Consider the following 17,645-nt stretch of genomic DNA (forward strand, 5'->3'; position numbering starts at 1 on the left):
TCTAAAATACTATCATTTTGATTGAATTTACAATCTATCATAAAATTTCGCTGCGCGAAAATTTCTTTTTAATAGCGAATTAAATTTATTCTTTTGAAGAATATGAAGCAAAAAAATACCTAGAAAAAACCTAATTAACATATTAGCATCACCATGCTAATTTTGAAAATTAAAACCAATATTATTAAGCAAAAACTCCAACCATTCTTGCAGTTTGAAACTTATGGATTTAATCGGTCGGGAATTTATCAACTTTAGGTTTTTCTTGTATCGCGCTTAGTAATTGACTAGTACCAATCCTAGCCTTACATTGCAGCCAATCAGGTACGTACTTAACAAAAACAACCTGAACACCCGTTTCGCCCCTGCAAGGTACTGCAATACCAGACAAGGGCTAACCTCAACGTTATACGGAGTAACGCTATGGCTGTCTGTCAGTTTACCCATTCCCTTCCTGAAAATCTGCATCTGGCTACTGCTTTTTTTGCCACAACTCAGCATCCAGCAACGGAGGCTTATCATGTTCGATAACACACCTCTGGAACTGGAGGAAATCATCGATCAGTGTCGGGCATTAATTTATGCCGTTGTTGAACTGGATGAACCCAAGGCAAAAGAGATTTTGATCTTCGTTCTTTGGGAACGGATTGATCTGTTATCTCGTACTTTTCATACGCCAGAAGTGATTCCAGTAGGCTAAGGAAACACCCATGGGGGTAACGCATTAAGGCCACAATTTTAATTGTGCGGGAAGTTGAGCAGCACATACAGATTGTTGTGCTGATATTTAATTTTTTTGATTACGACCCTGTAAATAATTCTGTGTAACTGCCACCGTATTAAAGGTGATCGCTCAGGCGGTCACCGAACTCGATAATAAAACGGCTCATCGCCAGCCGCCAGTTCTGTATCGGCATGCTCCATTTTTTCGAGGCCGACTCGATCGCCAGATAAATCACTTTCCGCACCGAATCGTCCGTTGGGAACACTTTGCGTTTCTTTATCGCCTGACGGATGACGCTGTTCAACGATTCGATGGCATTCGTCGTGTAGATGGCCTTACGGATATCGGGCGGGTAGCCAAAGAATGTATTGAGATTTTCCCAGTGCGTGCGCCAACTCTTACTGATTTGCGGGTATTTCTCATCCCAGATGCCGGAGAATTTGTCCAGCGCCATCAGCGCCGCTTCCTCTGTCGGTGCCTGATACACGGCTTTCAACCCGCTGGTGACTGCTTTGTAATCCTTCCATGAGACGTATTTCAGACTATTGCGTACCATATGGATAATGCATAACTGAATATGGGTCTGCGGATAGACGCTGTTGATGGCCTCCGGGAAGCCCTTCAGACCGTCCACGCAGGCAATGAGAATGTCCTTAAGCCCCCGGTTCTTAAGCTCTGTCAGCACGTTCAACCAGAACTTCGCCCCTTCATTTTCCGCCAGCCACATGCCCAGCAGTTCTTTCTGACCGTCGGTGTTGATGCCCAGCGCAAGGAACACCGCTTTATTGATGACACTGCCGCCATCACGAACTTTCACCACAATACAGTCAAGATAAACAATGGGATACAGTGAGTCTAACGGACGGTTTTGCCATGCAGTAACCTGCTCTTTAACGGCGTCGGTCACTTTAGATATCAGCGTGGGAGAGACATCGGCATCGTACATTTCTTTGAACGTGGCGACAATTTCCCGCGTGGTCATGCCCTTGGCATAGAGGGATAAAATCTGGCTGTCCATCTGCGTGATGCGAGTCTGATTTTTCTTTATTAACTGCGGTTCAAAGGTGCTTTCACGGTCACGTGGCGTGTTGATTTCAAGCTCGCCGTCATCGCACAGCAGGGTTTTAGATGAATAGCCGTTGCGGGTATTCGAGCCTGATTTTGGGGCATTTTTCTCGTGCCCGAGGTGCTCGGTTAACTCAGCATTGAGTGCTGTTTCGACGGTAAGCTTTGTCAGCATACGAGAAAACGCATTCAGGTCAGCTTCGGTTTTAAGGCCTTTAGCCAGTTCAGCAGCGAGTGCTTTGAGTTTCTTTTCGTCCATAATTAGCCTGTCTCTGTTGTTGGAGTGAACATATCAAAAACAGGCAGATACACAATCTAAATTACAGTCTCTTGATTACAGTTCGTCGTTATGAGATTTTTATCTCAACAAGTAAATCATCAGACTACTTTTTAAAATCAACCTTACTGAAACAGTCTGGTGTTAATGTGATACAGGCCAGTGTCTCGCCATTATCATTGCAAAATTCTATCTCATACGCAGGGGATGGCTCATTATAAATGTGAACAATAGCCCCTAGCATTCCTTTTTTCAACCCTTCATCTGGAAGATCATTTTTTAAAGAAATAACATCAAATAAAGAATAACTCTCCATATATCTCTACTATTACATCATTTAACTTTTCGACCATTTCTAAAAGCTTCTCTAGCTTCATTTAAACTCATCTTGTTTGCTCCACTTCTATCAGGATTTTTAGACTGAAAAGGATCGTCCTCCCACCCACAATTAGAGCAAACATCATATTCACCTAACACTTCAAATTCATGCTTACCGCAGCATGGACAGGGGTAATTATATTCATTGGTCACTCCAACACCTCCTGCCTATAAATTAAAACCCCTATTATACATAGCTATTAAATAATATCGCTACACTTGCGGGATATATCACCACACCAGCACTGATTTCGTACAATAAAAAGCAAATTATCATATGCAACATCATTAGAAAAAAACACCAAATAAATAAACCCTAATTATTTAATACCTTTCTCATTATATATATTCTCTTATTATCCTCTGAATAACTGGATGAAACAAGTACTGTGTACCCTTTCATCTCCATAGAGTTCAAATACTCCTGAATCAAATTTTCTTCTGCTGTATTTTTTTGAATTAGGTTAAGGTGGTGAAGAAGCCACGTTTTCCTTCTTGAAATAAATAAATTAGGAGTAAAACAGTTTATTTCATGACAGTCATCAATATCTGTTAATGTAAGACATAAAAAATAATCACAAAAATCACTTCCAGATAACGTTCCCTTTACTAAATCAAGGATATTGTCAATGAGTTCGATTCCTTTTTTTATCAAAATCTTGTTCTTTTCATCAAAAGACAATGAGTCTAAGAAAGAAATATTTTCAAAGCGAGAGAACAAAGGAATTTCTTCAAAATCTTGATAATGACGAAGATAAAGAGAACTATTATTTAACTCCTCTTTTTCCATGAGAAACTCTAATTCCGCATCAAATTCATTTTTCATACTCAATCTCCTATACCCCATCCATTCGCTTTAAGCCATTGCAACGTTTTTTTAGAAAACTCTGGGTCTCCATCATGTATCGAACCATCCAAATTTACAGCCCCTCCATTCTTTCCATGAGCATGCCATTGTGAACCGGGAACACTCAATTCTGGTGAATCAATGCGTGTGATTTCATTTGGCCCTTGACCTTTTCTTATCTTATTTTTTGCGTCTTTTGGCGATCCCTGAATCCCCTTGGGAGGCTTACTCAGATAAACATAAATCGGTGGAAACGCATTCTCAGGGAACACCAGAATGTAATCCCGAAAATCCTTCTCGTCCGGAATTGGCGTCGCAAGAATACTGACATCATCCATCTCTGGAATTTCAAATCCCGGTACCGCTGACGGAATAACAGACTGTTCACCGTGTGCCGTATCTGTGGGTAATTCTACCCCCGGATTATCCGGTGTCCATAAAATAGTCGGTCCGGTTGCCCCCTCTTCCCAGAACTCGTAGCGGTTATTGGGGAAATCATGTTTCAGTAATCTAACACGCACCTGATCGCGACCGCTTTCCATACTGGTGTGGTAGCCAACCGCCTTCAGCCTGCCCGTTTCCTCATCTTCCGCCCACTGATAACGCACACGACTTGGAACTGTTCCCTGTTTCTTCGCTACTTCCAGTAATCTTTCCGGGGTCAGCAAATCGTCTTTTTCACCTTTCAGATGCTGCTGAATCAATGCGCCCATCAGCAAGAAACTTTGCGCCATCTGCAACTGGCCTTGCCAGATTGATGGACCAGACAGGCGTTTCATCTGATGTGTCAGTGCTTTTGCGGCATCCTGATTGGCCTGAGCCACTGCGCCACCCGCAGCAGCAGTCGTCCCCGCCTGTGCTGCCGTACCTGCCATTACCACCTGTGGAGGTGGCGGCAACATGGCAGCATCCGCTTTACCCACAAGCAAACCGAATATTGTCTGATACCACGGCTCCATCGGGGGAATTTGAGGCTTACCAATCGCACTGGGCGAGGTCTGAGGTAACGGTTCGTTTTTTCCGGCAAATGATTTAGAGGAGGCAACCGCAGAGGTGTCTTTCTTTTTCGCTGCCTGCACATACTGTTTCACTTCACCCGGCTTATCATCTGGAGTGATAGGCTTACCAACAGGCTCCGCGACATAGAAACTCATCTCCCCGATGTTGCCCTGTGGCTCCTCTTCCTTTCCCGCATCGGTACAACCCGCGCCACGTAAACAGGATTTGGCAAAAACAGGCTCAACTGTCAGCATCGGCGTCAGCGACAATATCGGAGAGCGATTTAATACCGCCTGTTTCGCGCATTCCTGAACGGGAGATTTATACGGTGTATCACCAATAATGACGTTGCCACTGCCGGATATGATGACGCCACCGCAATTGATACCATCCCCAATACGCGCAGCGGGCTTACCGTTAATAATGACGGTCGGTGAACCTTCGGCGATTTTTCGGGAATGAACACCATGTGGGGCATTGGGACAGGGACAACCGTGAAGCAGAACCGTATCGCCTTGTCGGGCGGCAGGCTGACCATTAATGATAACATCTGGACTGCCTTCGGTTATCGGGGTTTCCGGGAAGCAGTCATGACCGCTTCCTATATCGTTAAGACGAGCCGCACCCGGCATGGTCATTCTCCTTTGACGGTTAATTATTCCTTTGATAACGGAATTCTGGGCGATATTAATACGGGATTCAATCCTGAATGCTCTATCAAATGCAGAAACAGCGTTGATGAATGAGATTTTTATTTAGGCCAAGAGATTATCTTTTATTAAGTCATAATCCTGTCAAAAAATATTTAACCTTCTTAAGCTAACAGAAAGGATAAAACACTGGTGCTACGGCGATAAAATCCAGAAATTTTATAACCACCTGAATAACAGACATATCAGGACTTAAACATCATTACTGAAAATACCTTTTAATAAAAGACAATATTTATCCATATTTTATTTTCTCCACACGCCATAAACTATAAGGACGATATTCTTCGGTCATACTATCATTCCTTTTTCCGACTTCACAGGTTTCCACTTTATTTAGATCACTGGCGCTAATCCATCCGGTATATCGATGAGTGTCAAGATGATTTGCGACCACGACAACCTCGGGCACGAGAAAAATGCCCCAAAATCAGGTTCGAATACCCGCAATGGTTATTCATCTAAAACGCTGCTGTGCGATGATGGCGAGCTTGAAATCAACACGCCACGCGACCGTGAAAGTACCTTTGAACCGCAGTTTATAAAGAAAAATCAGACTCGCATCACGCAGATGGACAGCCAGATTTTATCCCTCTATGCCAAAGGCATGACCACGCGGGAAATCGTCGCCACGTTCAAAGAAATGTACGATGCCGATGTCTCCCCTGCGCTGATATCTAAAGTGACCGACGCCGTTAAAGAGCAAGTCACTGAATGGCAAAACCGTCCGTTAGACTCACTGTATCCCATTGTTTATCTTGACTGTATTGTGGTGAAAGTTCGTCGTGGCAGCGGTGTCATCAATAAAGCGGTATTCCTTGCGCTGGGCATCAACACCGACGGCCAAAAAGAACTGCTGGGCATGTGGCTGGCCGAAAATGGAGCATGCCGATACAGAACTGGCGGCTGGCGATGAGCCGTTTTATTATCGAGTTCGGTGACCGCCTGAGCGCTCACCTTTAATACGGTGGCAGTTACACAGAATTATTTACAAGGTCATCTCTATTCGCGTAACTTCTTTATTACACTGAAGGAAGATGACTGTTCAGCATTCGCTCTGGCTGCGCTCCATCTCACCCATGTACCAGCACTGGCTTGATGGCTACATACGGCGCTGGGTTAACGCTTAAATATATCCGGCATTTACGTTAAACCATATGTTAAACCCTGAATGGAAATTAGAGTATGGAAAACGAGAGAAACAAAAAAATGCTTCGAAAGCTGCGTGCCTGGCTTTTATCACTCCTTACACCTGCGTTGGCGTCCACTATTATTGCTACGTTTTTTATATGGGCTCATCTGGCGCGCATAGGGCAGTCAGGACTTTTTTTTGATAGTGTTTCTTTTTCATCGCTGTTCAGTTATCTGATGGTGTTCGCCTGCTTAAGCATGCTGCTCTTTTGCATAGTGTTATTTATGCCCTCATTACTGACAGGGCTCTTTATTTCCAACAATCAGGAGGAAATCAGGCTGCGGGATGAGCTGACAGAAAATAATATCAGAATTGTCCTGCTGACCTCGCTATTGTCAGTGCTAATATTTTTTGGCTATTTTTTTCTGTCGCTCCACACCGGCAAAGAAGAAATACAGAATGTGTATATTCAGTTGGGTACTATCTGGCTGAGCAGTTTTGTGTTTTCGCTGTGGTTCAACGTTCGTATTACCTGCAGAAAGATTAGCGGAGAGGATAAGTGGAAGAAGGTTAGGTTGGTTCTTTTCATGCATCTGTTACAGCCAGCACTTTTCGCTCTGGCAGCCTGTGTTTATATTTTTCCTCTTGAGTTGTTTCTTCGTACGCTGGAATTTCCGGAAGGAACAAGTAACACCCGGCAAGCGTTAACTGTTATAGCCTTATCCATATTTCTGATTATCTTTTCACTTATTCCCGGGGTTGTTTTTCTCAGATTAAGAGCCCGCACCAGCTTGTTGCGTCAGATGATGGTCACCGGAGGAATTATGGGAGGAATACTATTCATCATTTGTTTATTTGTGCATATGGTACCAGCTCTGATACTGACTATGTTTCTCAGGACGTCAGGAGTAATGGACTTGCGTCCTTATGTTTATGGCGTACCCACGGCCGCCTATCCTGCTGAATATTTCAAGGACTCAGCCTGGCAGAATGTACGCTCCTCTGATGGTAAATATTATTTACTTAAGGCAGTGAAAATGTATTCACTTGGGGATATACGCCTTATCTGCCCACTAAATGTCATTCAATCATACAAAGACAGCCTTAGTTACCAGGTGTTAGATAACGACTATGATGACAATGTTCGAGCCAAACTTCAGGATGCGGTTTCTCTATGTCGTAGGGTAAAGGGTCAGGAACTGCTGACACTTGAAAAATTACCACAAGTGGAAACCACAAAATAGACAACAATAAATGGAAAGGGAATTCAGGTTTAGCTTGTTTATTAGCTGGTTATTCGCAAAGATGATATCTGTCAGATAAATCATTTTTGAAACGCTCTCAGGATTTTCGCAGCGAGGTTATCTTTGGTTGATTTATCGACAAAGTGGGATCCCGCCCTGTGTGCAGGTTAGTCCCAATAGTAAAATTCAACATCAATACAGATAGTTTATTTTTCTGGAAGAGTCATATCCCCATCACCAATCGTCTTTTGCATGATAACCGTATCAACCCAACGTCCGTGTTTAAAACCGACTGATTTCAACGTTCCTGTAAGCTCAAAACCGAGAGCGCGATGGAGTGCAATAGAACCAAGATTTTCACTATTACCAATAACGGCAACTAACTGACGAAATCCGGCCTCTTCTGCTTGTTGAATAGCTTCGGTGAGCAATGCTTTCCCGATACCCTTTCCCAGTTGTTGTGGATGAATGTAGATCGAATCCTCAAGTGTGAAACGATAAGCATAGCGAGTATGATATAGAGCAAGGAAGCAATAGCCCGCAACAACGCCATCGATTTCCGCGACAAGCCACGGCGTACCAGAATCTTGGAATTTAGCCATCCGTTTTTTCATCTGTTCAATTGTAGGAGGGATCGTTTCAAACGTAGCAATACCATTCACAACGTGCCACGCATAGATTTTTTGAATATCAGGAATATGTTCAGGGCTGACTGTGATGATCTTCATAAGTGCTCCTTTTCTCTATATTTACCGTATTTTTTGATTCTTTTATTAAATACTATTTAATAGTCTAAAAATGGAATAAAATTAATTAATTTTTATTTCATAAACCTCTCTGTTTGTCTTTTTGAAAATATCATTGTAAAGCTCTACAAGTTTTTCTTTATCAACTGGTTTATCGTTAATCCATTCTATCTCGCCACGCATGTAAAAGCCCTCTATGGCTCTTTCAACAGCTTCCTGATCTAAGTTTTTTTCATTAGCAATAATGGTTAATCCTAAACCATATGCGTAGTCCTTGTATATTTCATATCGTTCATAAATATCAAACATACCGTTTTTAATATTTTGTTCTTTTTGATAATTGATCTCTTCGTAATAGGTTCGTCCTGAAGATTCTACTTTCCTATTTTGCTCCTTAAACACTTGCTTATGAACAAAAATTTTTCCTTTTTTATCAAAAATAGGGATAGTTTCGGGATTCAAAATTATCGTGATACTCTTCTTTTGTTAACCCTTTCCTGGCATCTTCAAAAGCTTGATGTTTTGCTTTATCATCCAAGTCCTGTAAACAAGTGATGATAGTCGCATTCCATAATATAGATGGATCCTTTTTACTTGAGAAATAAGCATCTACCCAATGGCGAGTGCTTTTATTTCCTTCATTTTTATCTATAGTATTAAAATAGACATCACTCAAAAACTTTCCACCGTACTCTTTTTTTCGTTACGAATTTTATTCTTCAAGTCGATAACAAGACGTCTTCTTTTTCTTCTGGATAAGTGACAAAACAATTTTTTCTTCATATAACATCCTAATGATTATATAAAATTTTAGGCTATTATTTACATTTCTCAATGTCAATTAATTTAAAACCTTAATACTCTATTTTATTTCCAAGCACTTGCTGAGCATGATCTCACTCTTGTTACGAACAAGAACTGATTTAAGGTTCTTCCTACATCGCTGACCCGTTCACCCCGATGAAGCATCAGCATGGCCGTGAGTCTGCGGGCATGATTTTTATCGCGCGTTTTATGAATAGCTTTCTGCATCAGGCGTCGTCCGCCGCGGGGTATTGGTGCTATGATCGATATCGCTCAGTCCGGTTGGTGATTTTGGTTGGTTTGGCGATTGATCCGATCGCACAATCCGGGCTGAGTTCCTTTTACGTGATCTATTATTCCGCGCAGCTATTTAACATGAAGAAACTACTCATTGCGGCGATGATTATTCTGCCTCTTTCCGCTTGCACCACACACGGCAACAAATCCCTTAAAAACGAATCCCAACAAACCGTACCGGCATACTGCGAATCCCGGTGTGCTTATTGCTGCGTACCCAATTAACATCGCTATCCAGCCTGAAGCCATCCACCCGTTCCAGCAGGTGGTGCAAAATAACACGCATTTCCAGCCTCGCCAGCTGGGCGCCAAGACAGCTATGTCCCCCGCCGCCAAATGCCATATGCAGATTTTTCTGGCGGCCAATGTCGAACGCAAAAGGTTGCTCATAATAAGCATCATCCCGGTTGGCCGACGCCCACCATAACGTGACTTTCTCCCCTCGGCGAATCAGCCGATCGCCGATGATCACATCGCGCGTTGCCGTACGACGATTATAGGGGGTCGGTGAAGTCCAACGCAGTATTTCGTCGAGCGCTGAATTCATCAGCCCCCGGTCCTGTTGCAGGCGCAGCCACTGCTCCGGATGATGAATAAATGCCAGAATACCGCCGGCAATGGCGTTACGCGTGGTTTCCAGCCCCGCCACCATGACCACGCTGAACACCATCAACTGTTCCAGCGGCGTCAGTTTTCCCAGCCCTTTGGGTAGCTCGCCTGTCACCGCCAGCGACACAATATCGCTGCCGGGGTTCTGGCGTTTTTCTTCGACGAACTTATGTCCGTAGGCCATAAAGTTCTGCATTCCCTGCTGGCTACTGATGCTGGTTTCCCCCAACTGACGGTCCGAATAGTCGAGCACGGCGTTAATCCACGCAAAAATCTGATGGCGATCGTCGTGTGGGATACCGACTAAACTGGCGATAGCAAACAGCGGAAGCTCTGCCGCGATGGCCGAGACGAAATCGACACGTTCCTGCTGGAGCGCGGCCTGTACGGCTTCTCCTGCTGCGGCAAACAGAATATCCTCCATCGCCGCTACGCGCGCATTGGTGATGGCTGGACCAATCAATCTGCGCAGCGCCTTATGGCGCGGATCGTCCATCATATTGATTACCGATCCCGGCCCCATTTCTCGCGGCAAATCCTCAATCATGGTGCCCCCACCCTGCCGATCGCCGCCGCCGGCGGAGGAGAAGGTGTCGATGTCCTTCGCGATGGCCGCAATGTCGTGATAGCGCGTAAACACCCAAAACCCTTCGCCATCGGGCGTTAGCGCCGTTCGAGGATGGAACAGTGCCCCGTGGTGGCGACGCAGGTCGGTGAATACCTGATGTGGAAATCCTTGACTAAACAGGTCCAGATTAGTCAGATCCACGCCAGGCAGCGGCCAATACTGCGCGGCCTGTTCACTATTGATCATCGCTTCGGACATCGTTACCTCCCCGATTTATTGCAGACGCCAGCCTTCAGCACGGTTACGCGCCTGCCAGAAATCGGCATAGCGACCGCCTGCGGCCAGTAATTGCTGATGGTTGCCCTGTTCGATAATGTGCTGCCGATCCAGCACCAGAATCTGGTCAGCGTTTTGGATGGTCGAAAGCTGATGAGCAATGACCAGCAACGTACAACGATGGTGCAGAGACTGTAACCCGGCGGCAATCGCGGACTGATTCTCTGCATCAAGAGCGCCAGTGGCCTCATCCAGTAGCAATATCGGCGCGTTTTTCAACAACGCGCGCGCGATGGCGACACGCTGGCGTTCTCCGCCAGAAAGCAGGCCGCCGCCCTCGCCAACCTGACTTTGCCAGCCATCCGGTAGACGTTGCAGTAACTCGTCCAGCCGCGCCAGCCTGACCACCTGCGCAATTTCCTGCGCATCGGCGTGCGGATTGCCAATCAATACGTTTTCCCACAGGGTGCCACTGAATAGATAATTGTCCTGAAAGACTAGCGAGATTAGTGACATATGCTCGCGACTGCTTAACTGACGCAGATCGGTGCCCCCCAACGTAATACTGCCGCTGTCGGGATCGAAGAAGCGCGCGATCAAACGCATAAGGGTGGTTTTACCGGCGCCAGAGAGGCCCACCAGCGCCGTGGTGGTGTTGGCGGGCAGCGTAACCGACACATTTTTCAAGATGGGACGCTCGGGTTGATAGCCAAAGGTCACGTCATGGAGCTGAATACTGGGCTCGCCGCTGTATGGCTGCGGATCGTCGGCCTGTGGCAACGGTTGCTCAGCCAGTACCCGCTCCACCGCATCCATTTGGGCAGAGGCCATACGGATCCCGGCACCATAGGCAGCCACTTCGGAAAGGGGATCAATCACCCGGTTAATCAGCACCAGCAGCGCCAGCAGCGTGACCAATTGTTGCGGATCGTTATCGGCCAGCCCCAGCCAGGCAACACTGGCCATCAACGTCAGAAAACTGAGCTGCGCCAGCCAGGAGTTCGTCAGTAACGGCGGCAGCACCAGCCACAGTTGGCGTCTACTGGCCCGATTTTGTGCCACTAAGGCCGCATCAAAATTGGCATGCCCTTGTTCGCCGCAGCCGTGAGTGCGCAACACCATTTGGTTCTGCGCAAACTCAAGCATACGTTCGCTGGCTTCTGCCGTGGCATGATGAACGGCTTCGTCCGCGGCGCGCCCCAGCCTGCCCGCCCACCAGTATACCAGCGCCACCAGCGGAAAAATCACCAGCGCGATCAGCGCGATACGCCAGTCGAAGAAAAAGGTAATCGCCACCACCACCAGCGGCGTCAAGGTGGCGCGCATTAACGGGCTTAACTGATGGGCGGGCAGCCCCAGGATTTCCATCACCCCCTGACTGAGCAGCACGCCAAGCTGGCTGGTATTGGCGGGACTGAACCAGCCCAGCGGCAGCGTCACCACATGGTCGCCAATGCGGTGACGTAAGGTATTCAATAGCGCGATGGCTACCTTGAAGCCGCCCAACGAGGCAACGTAGTTAAGATACCAGGCGAGCAACGTAGCCAGCGTGAGCGGCAACAACCACCATGTCGCCTGGGTGATATCATCTTGCAATAGCGCCTTGACGATCGGCACAACCATCGCAAAAGCCATCCCCTGCACCAGGCAGAAAAGCACCATCAGGATCAGGTAATGTTGCAGAACCCTGGCGTTATCTTTGCCCAGCAGTAACGAGAGACGGGTCAGCAGCATACCGCCTCCTTCGATGGTGAGAACTGCGCCTGCCACAGACGGGCGTACTCCCCTTTGTTAGCCAGCAGTTGGCTATGCGTTCCCTGTTCCACAATACGTCCCTGTGCCAGCACCACGATATTATCGGCGTTAACCACCGTCGCGAGGCGGTGAGCCACCACCAGCAGCGAGCGATTACCCTGTTGAGAAATGAGCCGGGAGAGCGTGTCCTGAATGGCGGCCTCCGACTCGGCGTCAGCCTGCGCCGTCGCTTCATCCAGCACCAGCAGCTGCGGCTCCTTGAGCAGCGCTCTGGCAATACTCAGGCGCTGCGCTTCCCCGCCCGACAGGCGGGCATCTTCGCCATAGATCGACTGATAGCCGCGCGGCAATTGCAGAATGCGTTGATGGATATTGGCTGCCTGCGCCGCGGCAATCACTTGCCGATCGGTGGCCTGCGGATGACCCAGAGCAATGTTGTCTCTGATGCTGAGCCGCAGCAGTCGTACCTCCTGAAAGACACAGCCAATCTGACGATAGAGGTGGTCGGTCGCGATATTCGCCAGATCGACTCCCCCTAGCAGAATCCGGCCGGCGTCGGGTTCGGCAAAGCGTAGGAGTAACTTCGCCAGCGTTGATTTGCCCGCCCCGGAGGCGCCAACCAGCGCCGTTACCGTACCGGGTTCCAACCTCAGCGATATGTCATGCAGAATCTGGCGATCGGGTCCGTAGCTGAAACTGACGCGATCAAAATACACCTGGTTGCCCACATTGAGCATCACCTGTTCCGGCTCCTTTTGTTGCGGGATAGCCAGTAACCCGGCCAGGCGGGTAAAAGCCCCCTTCGCCATCTGCAGTGACTGTGCGCTGTTGCTTAATGTACCAATGGGCACCGAGATCCCCAGCCCCAGCACCGCAAACGGCAGCAGTTGCCAGATATCTATCCAGCCGAAATGAATAAAGGTGACGCCGCCAACCAGCACCAACAGCAACAAGGTGATCGGCGCGATGATCACCCCTGAGAGACTTTCCGGTTTGATCAGCGGGCGCACCCAGTCGAGAAAGAAATCGCGGAAGCTGTCTACCGCCCGGCGATATGCCTGATGCGCAACGCCATGCTGGCCGAAGGTTTTCACCACCGGAATGCCCTGGACAAACTCCACCACCGAGCGATTGACCTGCTCCAGCTGCTGGCCGTATTCCGCCATTTTGGCCTGACTGGCACGCATAATCTGGCGATAAAGCAGAAAAAAGAATGGTAGCGGAATCAAGGTAATCAGCGTCATCCGCCAATCGATAAACAGCAGGTAGCCGTAGACGCACAGCAGGGTGGCAACGGCGTTAGCCAGATTCAGATAGGCGTGCGCCACCAGATGATGAATGGCGGTCACGTCATCCTGCATACCCTGCTTAATTCTGCCGCTGCTGTTAGCGCTGAACCAACTGAGCGGCGCGTGCGCCATACGACGCGCTAACCGGCGGCGCAGCCACAGGGAGAACGCATTGTCAGCGAGGTGCGTCGTGAGATCGGCCAGCCCGCGCAACGCCAATCCTCCGCCCAGGCAGAAAGCGGATATTTTCACGATATGCCAGACCATAGCCTCCCGATCTGCCTGCACGCTCATCAGCACCCGCGCCAGTTCAGTCAGGCCAATTAGCGGGGCCAACACCAGCGCCGATGAACCCACTTGTAGTACTACCGCCAGTGCAATCCAGCCGCGAATCGGCCGCAATAGTCCTGACTGCCGAGGTTCAGTCTCGCATGTTGAAGTCATCACAAATCTCCTTGTCAAACACCGCGCCTGAATCAGCGTCATCGCTGCTGAGATGCAGACCTACGGTGCAAATCTGTCTGGCTGCCGGTAAATCATGGGTAATAAAAAGCACTGCCAGACCCTGCGTCAGTAGCTGACTCAGCAGTTGCAAAATCGTGCGGGTGCTGAGCACATCCAGCGCCGAGGTCACTTCATCGCAGATAAGCACGCTCGGCTGACCTGCCAGCGCCCGCGCCAGCGCCACGCGCTGCTGTTCGCCGCCAGAAAGCTCTCGTGGCAAGCGGCGGGCGTAATCGCCGGGCAGTCCGACCTGGTGCAGCAGCGCGGCCACGCTGCCCGGGTGAGATAATCGGTATCGATCGAGCGCCTGCTGTAGCTGTTGTCCAACACTGCGTAACGGGTGCAGCGAATGGGCTGGGTCCTGAGGCACCAGCGCGATGGCGCGCTGCTGTTCGCGAGAGCGCCGGCGCACATCGCTCGCCAGCGGGCGATCGCCAAGGGTGATAGCGCCCAAATGGGGGGGATTTAGCCCCGCGAGCGATCGTGCGAGGGTGCTTTTGCCAATGCCGGATGGCCCGGTGACCGCAAGGCACTGCCCCGGATGCAGAGCGAAACTCAGCGCTGGCAACGCGGTCCGGCGCGAATCCCCTGGATGCCAGTGCGCAACCCGCAGCAGTGGCTCACCCTCAGTGGTTACCGGTCGCGTCCAGGTCACAGGAGACAGCCACGCGCGCAGCAGCGGGCTTTGGGGGGCGACAAAAAGCTGCCGGGTGTCGCCATATTCCAGCTGCTGCCCGTTATGCAGTACCAGCATCCGTTGCGCTATCTCTGCCACGGCGCTGAGTTGGTGACCGATCAGCAACAGGGCAAAGCGATATTGCCGCTGTAACTGACGCAGTTCCGCCATCATCTGCTCACGATGTCGCCGATCTAATCCGGCGAAGGGCTCATCAAGAATGAGGAGTTGCGGGCGCTTCAATAACACCCGAGCGAGTGCGACCCGACGACGCTGCCCGCCGGAAAGCTGGTGGGGGAAACGTTGCAGGAAAGCGTTATCCTGCGGCAATCCGAGTGAAGCCAGCATCTCGCTAATGGCGTTGGCATCACCATGATGAAATTCATTAAGCTGACGCCGCACCGACATACCGGGCGTCAGCTCCTGTGCCGGGTCCTGGCCAAGCCAGGCAGTATGCCTGAATCTGAGCCGCCGAAGCTGGCGAGGCGTCGCCTGCAATACCTCGCACCCGCAGCAGATAATCTGCCCGCCTGCATGGCGCTGCCCGGAGGTCAGGTCACCCAACAGCGCGCGCCCAAGGGTACTTTTCCCTGCCCCGCTGCCGCCAATCAGCGCCAGCGAACCACCCGCGGCCAGCTCAAAGTTAATGTCCTGCAACACCGCATCGCCCCGCGGGTTGCGGATCGTCAGGCCGGAAACCTGCACCACCCAACGCATCAGCCCTTGCTCCAGCGGTCAGTCTGCAAACTGATGGCCACCACCACCAGCGCGATACCAAGCGCAGGTAGCAGCGCCGCCCATGGGTTTAGCATCAGTCCGGGCAACCCGTCGCGCACCATTGACGCCCAGTCGATCCCGCCGGGAGTGGCGATACCAAGAAAACTGGCCGAGGCGAGCAGGTAAATCGCCGCGACTAAACGGGTTGTCCCATCGGCCAGGATACCGGGCACAATCACCGGCAGGACTTCGCGCCATAGCAGTAACGGCAGCGCATCGCCTGCCGCACGCGCGACCTCAACGTAACCGGTATCGAGGACGGGATCCGCCAGCGAACGTACGTAGCGCAGGGTAAAAGGGATATTGAGTAACGTCATCCCGATCAACAGCGCGACCTGCCCGTTGCCAAAGGCATAGATCACCCCGATCAGTACCAGCAGCGGGGGCATGTACAGCAGCGGGTCCAGTAACACCACCAGCCTTCTCCCGCGATCGGGCAAAGCCACCAGCAGCAGCGCACACAAACTGCCTAAAAATGAGGAACACAGTGCGCACAACAGAGGGAACAACAGAATATTGCGACCGCCGCTCAGCAGACGACTCAAGACATCCCGCCCCAGGCCATCGCTGCCCAGCCACAGTCTTTCATCCGGCAGTTGCCAGGCCAGACCGAGGCTACGCTGTGGGTTATAGGGGGCCAGCCACGGACTACAGATAATCAGGGCAATCATCAATAAAGCGACGATTCTCACGAGCGCCTCCGCCAGGGATCGAGCCAGACCGCCAGGATATCCGCCGCGAACCAACACAGGGCGGTAATCAGCGCCAGCAGCATCGCCACCCCCTGAAGCAAAATAGCATCACGGGTATTCAGCGCCGTCAGCAGCAGCTCGCCGAGGCCGGGAAAGCCAAATACGCGTTCCACCACCACGGCGCCGCCAATCAGGTAGGGTAAACTGGCGGCAAATAATTGGGCCAGCGGCCCCGCGGCCTGAGGCAGCAAATGGCGGGCCACCAGCGTCAGCCCGCGCACGCCGTTAAGGCGGGCGCTAAGAATGTTGGGCGCGGCAGTCAGCCTTATCAGCGAGGCACGTATCATACGCAGCAAATAACAGCCGCCGATCAGTGCCAGAGTCAGCGCGGGGAGAACCAGAATCGACCACTGGTCGCTGATATTGCCGGAAGCCGGCAGTAGGGAAACCGCCGGGAACCACCCCGCCCCAACCGCCAACAACAGGATCATCAGCGTGGCAATAATAAATTCCGGGGTGCTTAATCCGCTCATTGCGATAAATGAGAGCAGCCGGTCCTGCCAGCGATCCCGATAGATTGCCGCCAGTACGCCACCGGTGCCTCCCAGCAGCAGCATCCCGCAGGCGGCCAGCAGCGCCAGCAGCCCGCTCCGCCGTGCGGCGGGAGCGATAATATCGGCTACCGGTTGTTGGCTGGTCAACGAGATGCCGGGATCGCCGCGCAGAATACCGCTAAGCCACTGCCAGTACCTTGCGGCGACGGGCCGATCGAGACCAAACTGATGCCGTAGCGTCTGCAACGCCTGCGGGGTGGCGCGTTCACCCAGTGCCTGCACTGCGGCATCGCCGGGCGCCAGCGCCAGGGTGAAGAAGATCAACATGCTCGCCAGCCACAGCAGCAGCAGAGTGCTGAGCACACGCCAGAAGACAAATCTGGCCATCATTGGCGGGTCGCCATCCGAGCGCTGCGGAACAGGGGGATCCCCTGATTGAGCTCAACGCCCTGCAAGGCCGCCACCGCCGCCGAAAGCCCATCGCGATACCCCCAGAGCAAATACGGCCCCTGTTGCCACAGCTGTTGTTGTAACTGGTCGAGCTGCTGTTGTTGGCGCTGCGGATCGAGCGTTTTACGCGCCTGCTCTACCCCTGCCGCAAAATCGTCCGGATACCACCCGCCATAGTTATAGGGGTTGTCATTACCGAACAGCATCGGGATCGCCGCCAGGAAGGGGCGATTTAACGCGTACATCGACAGCATCTGCGCCTGATGCAGACG

General features: G+C 50.5%; 16 protein-coding genes and 2 pseudogenes. 3 read left to right on the top strand and 15 right to left on the bottom strand.

The genetic code is table 11. The features are described from left to right. Window positions 1-520 precede the first annotated feature (520 nt). Window positions 521-700 (top strand): hypothetical protein, encoded by a 180-nt coding sequence (locus RFN81_RS11400; RefSeq protein ID WP_264495961.1) that lies wholly within the window; start codon window positions 521-523, stop codon window positions 698-700. Between the two features lie 139 nt (window positions 701-839). Here the strand turns inward: RFN81_RS11400 and RFN81_RS11405 are convergent, their stop codons facing one another. The 5 genes from RFN81_RS11405 to RFN81_RS11425 form a co-directional block, all read right to left on the bottom strand. Beyond that, window positions 840-2,048, bottom strand: coding sequence for an IS256 family transposase (locus tag RFN81_RS11405; protein ID WP_264495962.1), 1,209 nt, complete (start codon window positions 2,046-2,048; stop codon window positions 840-842). Between the two features lie 124 nt (window positions 2,049-2,172). Further along, window positions 2,173-2,382, bottom strand: coding sequence for a DUF4926 domain-containing protein (locus RFN81_RS11410; RefSeq protein ID WP_264495963.1), 210 nt, complete (start codon window positions 2,380-2,382; stop codon window positions 2,173-2,175). Window positions 2,383-2,399: 17 nt separating this feature from the next. Continuing rightward, window positions 2,400-2,597 carry a CPCC family cysteine-rich protein gene (locus tag RFN81_RS11415; protein WP_264495964.1) on the bottom strand — a complete coding sequence of 66 codons (198 nt, stop codon included), beginning with the start codon at window positions 2,595-2,597 and terminating at the stop codon, window positions 2,400-2,402. Between the two features lie 163 nt (window positions 2,598-2,760). Further along, window positions 2,761-3,270, bottom strand: coding sequence for an Imm15 family immunity protein (locus tag RFN81_RS11420; protein WP_264495965.1), 510 nt, complete (start codon window positions 3,268-3,270; stop codon window positions 2,761-2,763). Between the two features lie 2 nt (window positions 3,271-3,272). After that, entirely contained in the window at window positions 3,273-4,922 is a 1,650-nt protein-coding gene (locus RFN81_RS11425; RefSeq protein ID WP_264495966.1) for an S-type pyocin domain-containing protein, read from the bottom strand. A gap of 475 nt (window positions 4,923-5,397) precedes the next feature. On the opposite strand from RFN81_RS11425, the pseudogene RFN81_RS11430 reads away from it, so the two are divergent. Then, window positions 5,398-5,895, top strand: a pseudogene (locus RFN81_RS11430) (IS256 family transposase); the annotation flags it as partial. A 290-nt stretch (window positions 5,896-6,185) separates the two neighbouring features. Further along, window positions 6,186-7,376 (top strand): hypothetical protein, encoded by a 1,191-nt coding sequence (locus RFN81_RS11435; RefSeq protein WP_264495967.1) that lies wholly within the window; start codon window positions 6,186-6,188, stop codon window positions 7,374-7,376. A 206-nt stretch (window positions 7,377-7,582) separates the two neighbouring features. Here RFN81_RS11435 and RFN81_RS11440 read toward each other — a convergent pair whose 3' ends face one another. From RFN81_RS11440 to RFN81_RS11485, 10 genes and pseudogenes are all read right to left on the bottom strand, one after another. Beyond that, window positions 7,583-8,104 (bottom strand): GNAT family N-acetyltransferase, encoded by a 522-nt coding sequence (locus RFN81_RS11440; protein WP_264495968.1) that lies wholly within the window; start codon window positions 8,102-8,104, stop codon window positions 7,583-7,585. An 81-nt stretch (window positions 8,105-8,185) separates the two neighbouring features. Beyond that, entirely contained in the window at window positions 8,186-8,584 is a 399-nt protein-coding gene (locus tag RFN81_RS11445) for a hypothetical protein (RefSeq protein WP_264495969.1), read from the bottom strand. Next, window positions 8,556-8,798 (bottom strand): hypothetical protein, encoded by a 243-nt coding sequence (locus RFN81_RS11450; protein WP_264495970.1) that lies wholly within the window; start codon window positions 8,796-8,798, stop codon window positions 8,556-8,558. The genes RFN81_RS11445 and RFN81_RS11450 overlap by 29 nt, the downstream gene beginning before the upstream one ends. Window positions 8,799-9,046: 248 nt before the next feature. Next, a pseudogene (locus tag RFN81_RS11455) lies at window positions 9,047-9,196 on the bottom strand (IS630 family transposase); the annotation flags it as partial. 178 nt (window positions 9,197-9,374) lie between these two features. Continuing rightward, entirely contained in the window at window positions 9,375-10,658 is a 1,284-nt protein-coding gene (locus RFN81_RS11460) for a cytochrome P450 (protein ID WP_264495971.1), read from the bottom strand. A 15-nt stretch (window positions 10,659-10,673) separates the two neighbouring features. Further along, the gene (locus RFN81_RS11465; protein ID WP_264495972.1) at window positions 10,674-12,410 is read right to left on the bottom strand and encodes an ABC transporter ATP-binding protein; all 1,737 of its coding nucleotides are present in this window, start codon (window positions 12,408-12,410) and stop codon (window positions 10,674-10,676) included. Then, window positions 12,401-14,164 carry an ABC transporter ATP-binding protein gene (locus RFN81_RS11470; protein WP_264495973.1) on the bottom strand — a complete coding sequence of 588 codons (1,764 nt, stop codon included), beginning with the start codon at window positions 14,162-14,164 and terminating at the stop codon, window positions 12,401-12,403. Before RFN81_RS11470 ends, RFN81_RS11465 begins: the two co-directional genes overlap by 10 nt. Beyond that, window positions 14,142-15,617, bottom strand: a complete 1,476-nt coding sequence (locus tag RFN81_RS11475; protein WP_264495974.1) for an ABC transporter ATP-binding protein — start codon at window positions 15,615-15,617, stop codon at window positions 14,142-14,144. Before RFN81_RS11475 ends, RFN81_RS11470 begins: the two co-directional genes overlap by 23 nt. Then, entirely contained in the window at window positions 15,617-16,369 is a 753-nt protein-coding gene (locus RFN81_RS11480; protein WP_264495975.1) for an ABC transporter permease, read from the bottom strand. The genes RFN81_RS11475 and RFN81_RS11480 overlap by 1 nt, the downstream gene beginning before the upstream one ends. Then, window positions 16,366-17,313, bottom strand: coding sequence for an ABC transporter permease (locus RFN81_RS11485; RefSeq protein ID WP_264495976.1), 948 nt, complete (start codon window positions 17,311-17,313; stop codon window positions 16,366-16,368). Before RFN81_RS11485 ends, RFN81_RS11480 begins: the two co-directional genes overlap by 4 nt. Window positions 17,314-17,645 lie beyond the last annotated feature (332 nt).

The sequence above is a fragment of the Pectobacterium cacticida genome (genome assembly GCF_036885195.1).
In the GTDB taxonomy this organism is placed as follows: domain Bacteria; phylum Pseudomonadota; class Gammaproteobacteria; order Enterobacterales; family Enterobacteriaceae; genus Pectobacterium; species Pectobacterium cacticida.

Coding starts and splice junctions, on each gene's coding strand:
- RFN81_RS11400 (WP_264495961.1), top strand. CDS start 521: ATGTTCGATAACACACCTCTGGAACTGGAGGAAATCATCGATCAGTGT.
- RFN81_RS11405 (WP_264495962.1), bottom strand. CDS start 2,048: ATGGACGAAAAGAAACTCAAAGCACTCGCTGCTGAACTGGCTAAAGGC.
- RFN81_RS11410 (WP_264495963.1), bottom strand. CDS start 2,382: ATGGAGAGTTATTCTTTATTTGATGTTATTTCTTTAAAAAATGATCTT.
- RFN81_RS11420 (WP_264495965.1), bottom strand. CDS start 3,270: ATGAAAAATGAATTTGATGCGGAATTAGAGTTTCTCATGGAAAAAGAG.
- RFN81_RS11425 (WP_264495966.1), bottom strand. CDS start 4,922: ATGCCGGGTGCGGCTCGTCTTAACGATATAGGAAGCGGTCATGACTGC.
- RFN81_RS11435 (WP_264495967.1), top strand. CDS start 6,186: ATGGAAAACGAGAGAAACAAAAAAATGCTTCGAAAGCTGCGTGCCTGG.
- RFN81_RS11440 (WP_264495968.1), bottom strand. CDS start 8,104: ATGAAGATCATCACAGTCAGCCCTGAACATATTCCTGATATTCAAAAA.
- RFN81_RS11460 (WP_264495971.1), bottom strand. CDS start 10,658: ATGTCCGAAGCGATGATCAATAGTGAACAGGCCGCGCAGTATTGGCCG.
- RFN81_RS11465 (WP_264495972.1), bottom strand. CDS start 12,410: ATGCTGCTGACCCGTCTCTCGTTACTGCTGGGCAAAGATAACGCCAGG.
- RFN81_RS11470 (WP_264495973.1), bottom strand. CDS start 14,164: ATGACTTCAACATGCGAGACTGAACCTCGGCAGTCAGGACTATTGCGG.
- RFN81_RS11475 (WP_264495974.1), bottom strand. CDS start 15,617: ATGCGTTGGGTGGTGCAGGTTTCCGGCCTGACGATCCGCAACCCGCGG.
- RFN81_RS11485 (WP_264495976.1), bottom strand. CDS start 17,313: ATGATGGCCAGATTTGTCTTCTGGCGTGTGCTCAGCACTCTGCTGCTG.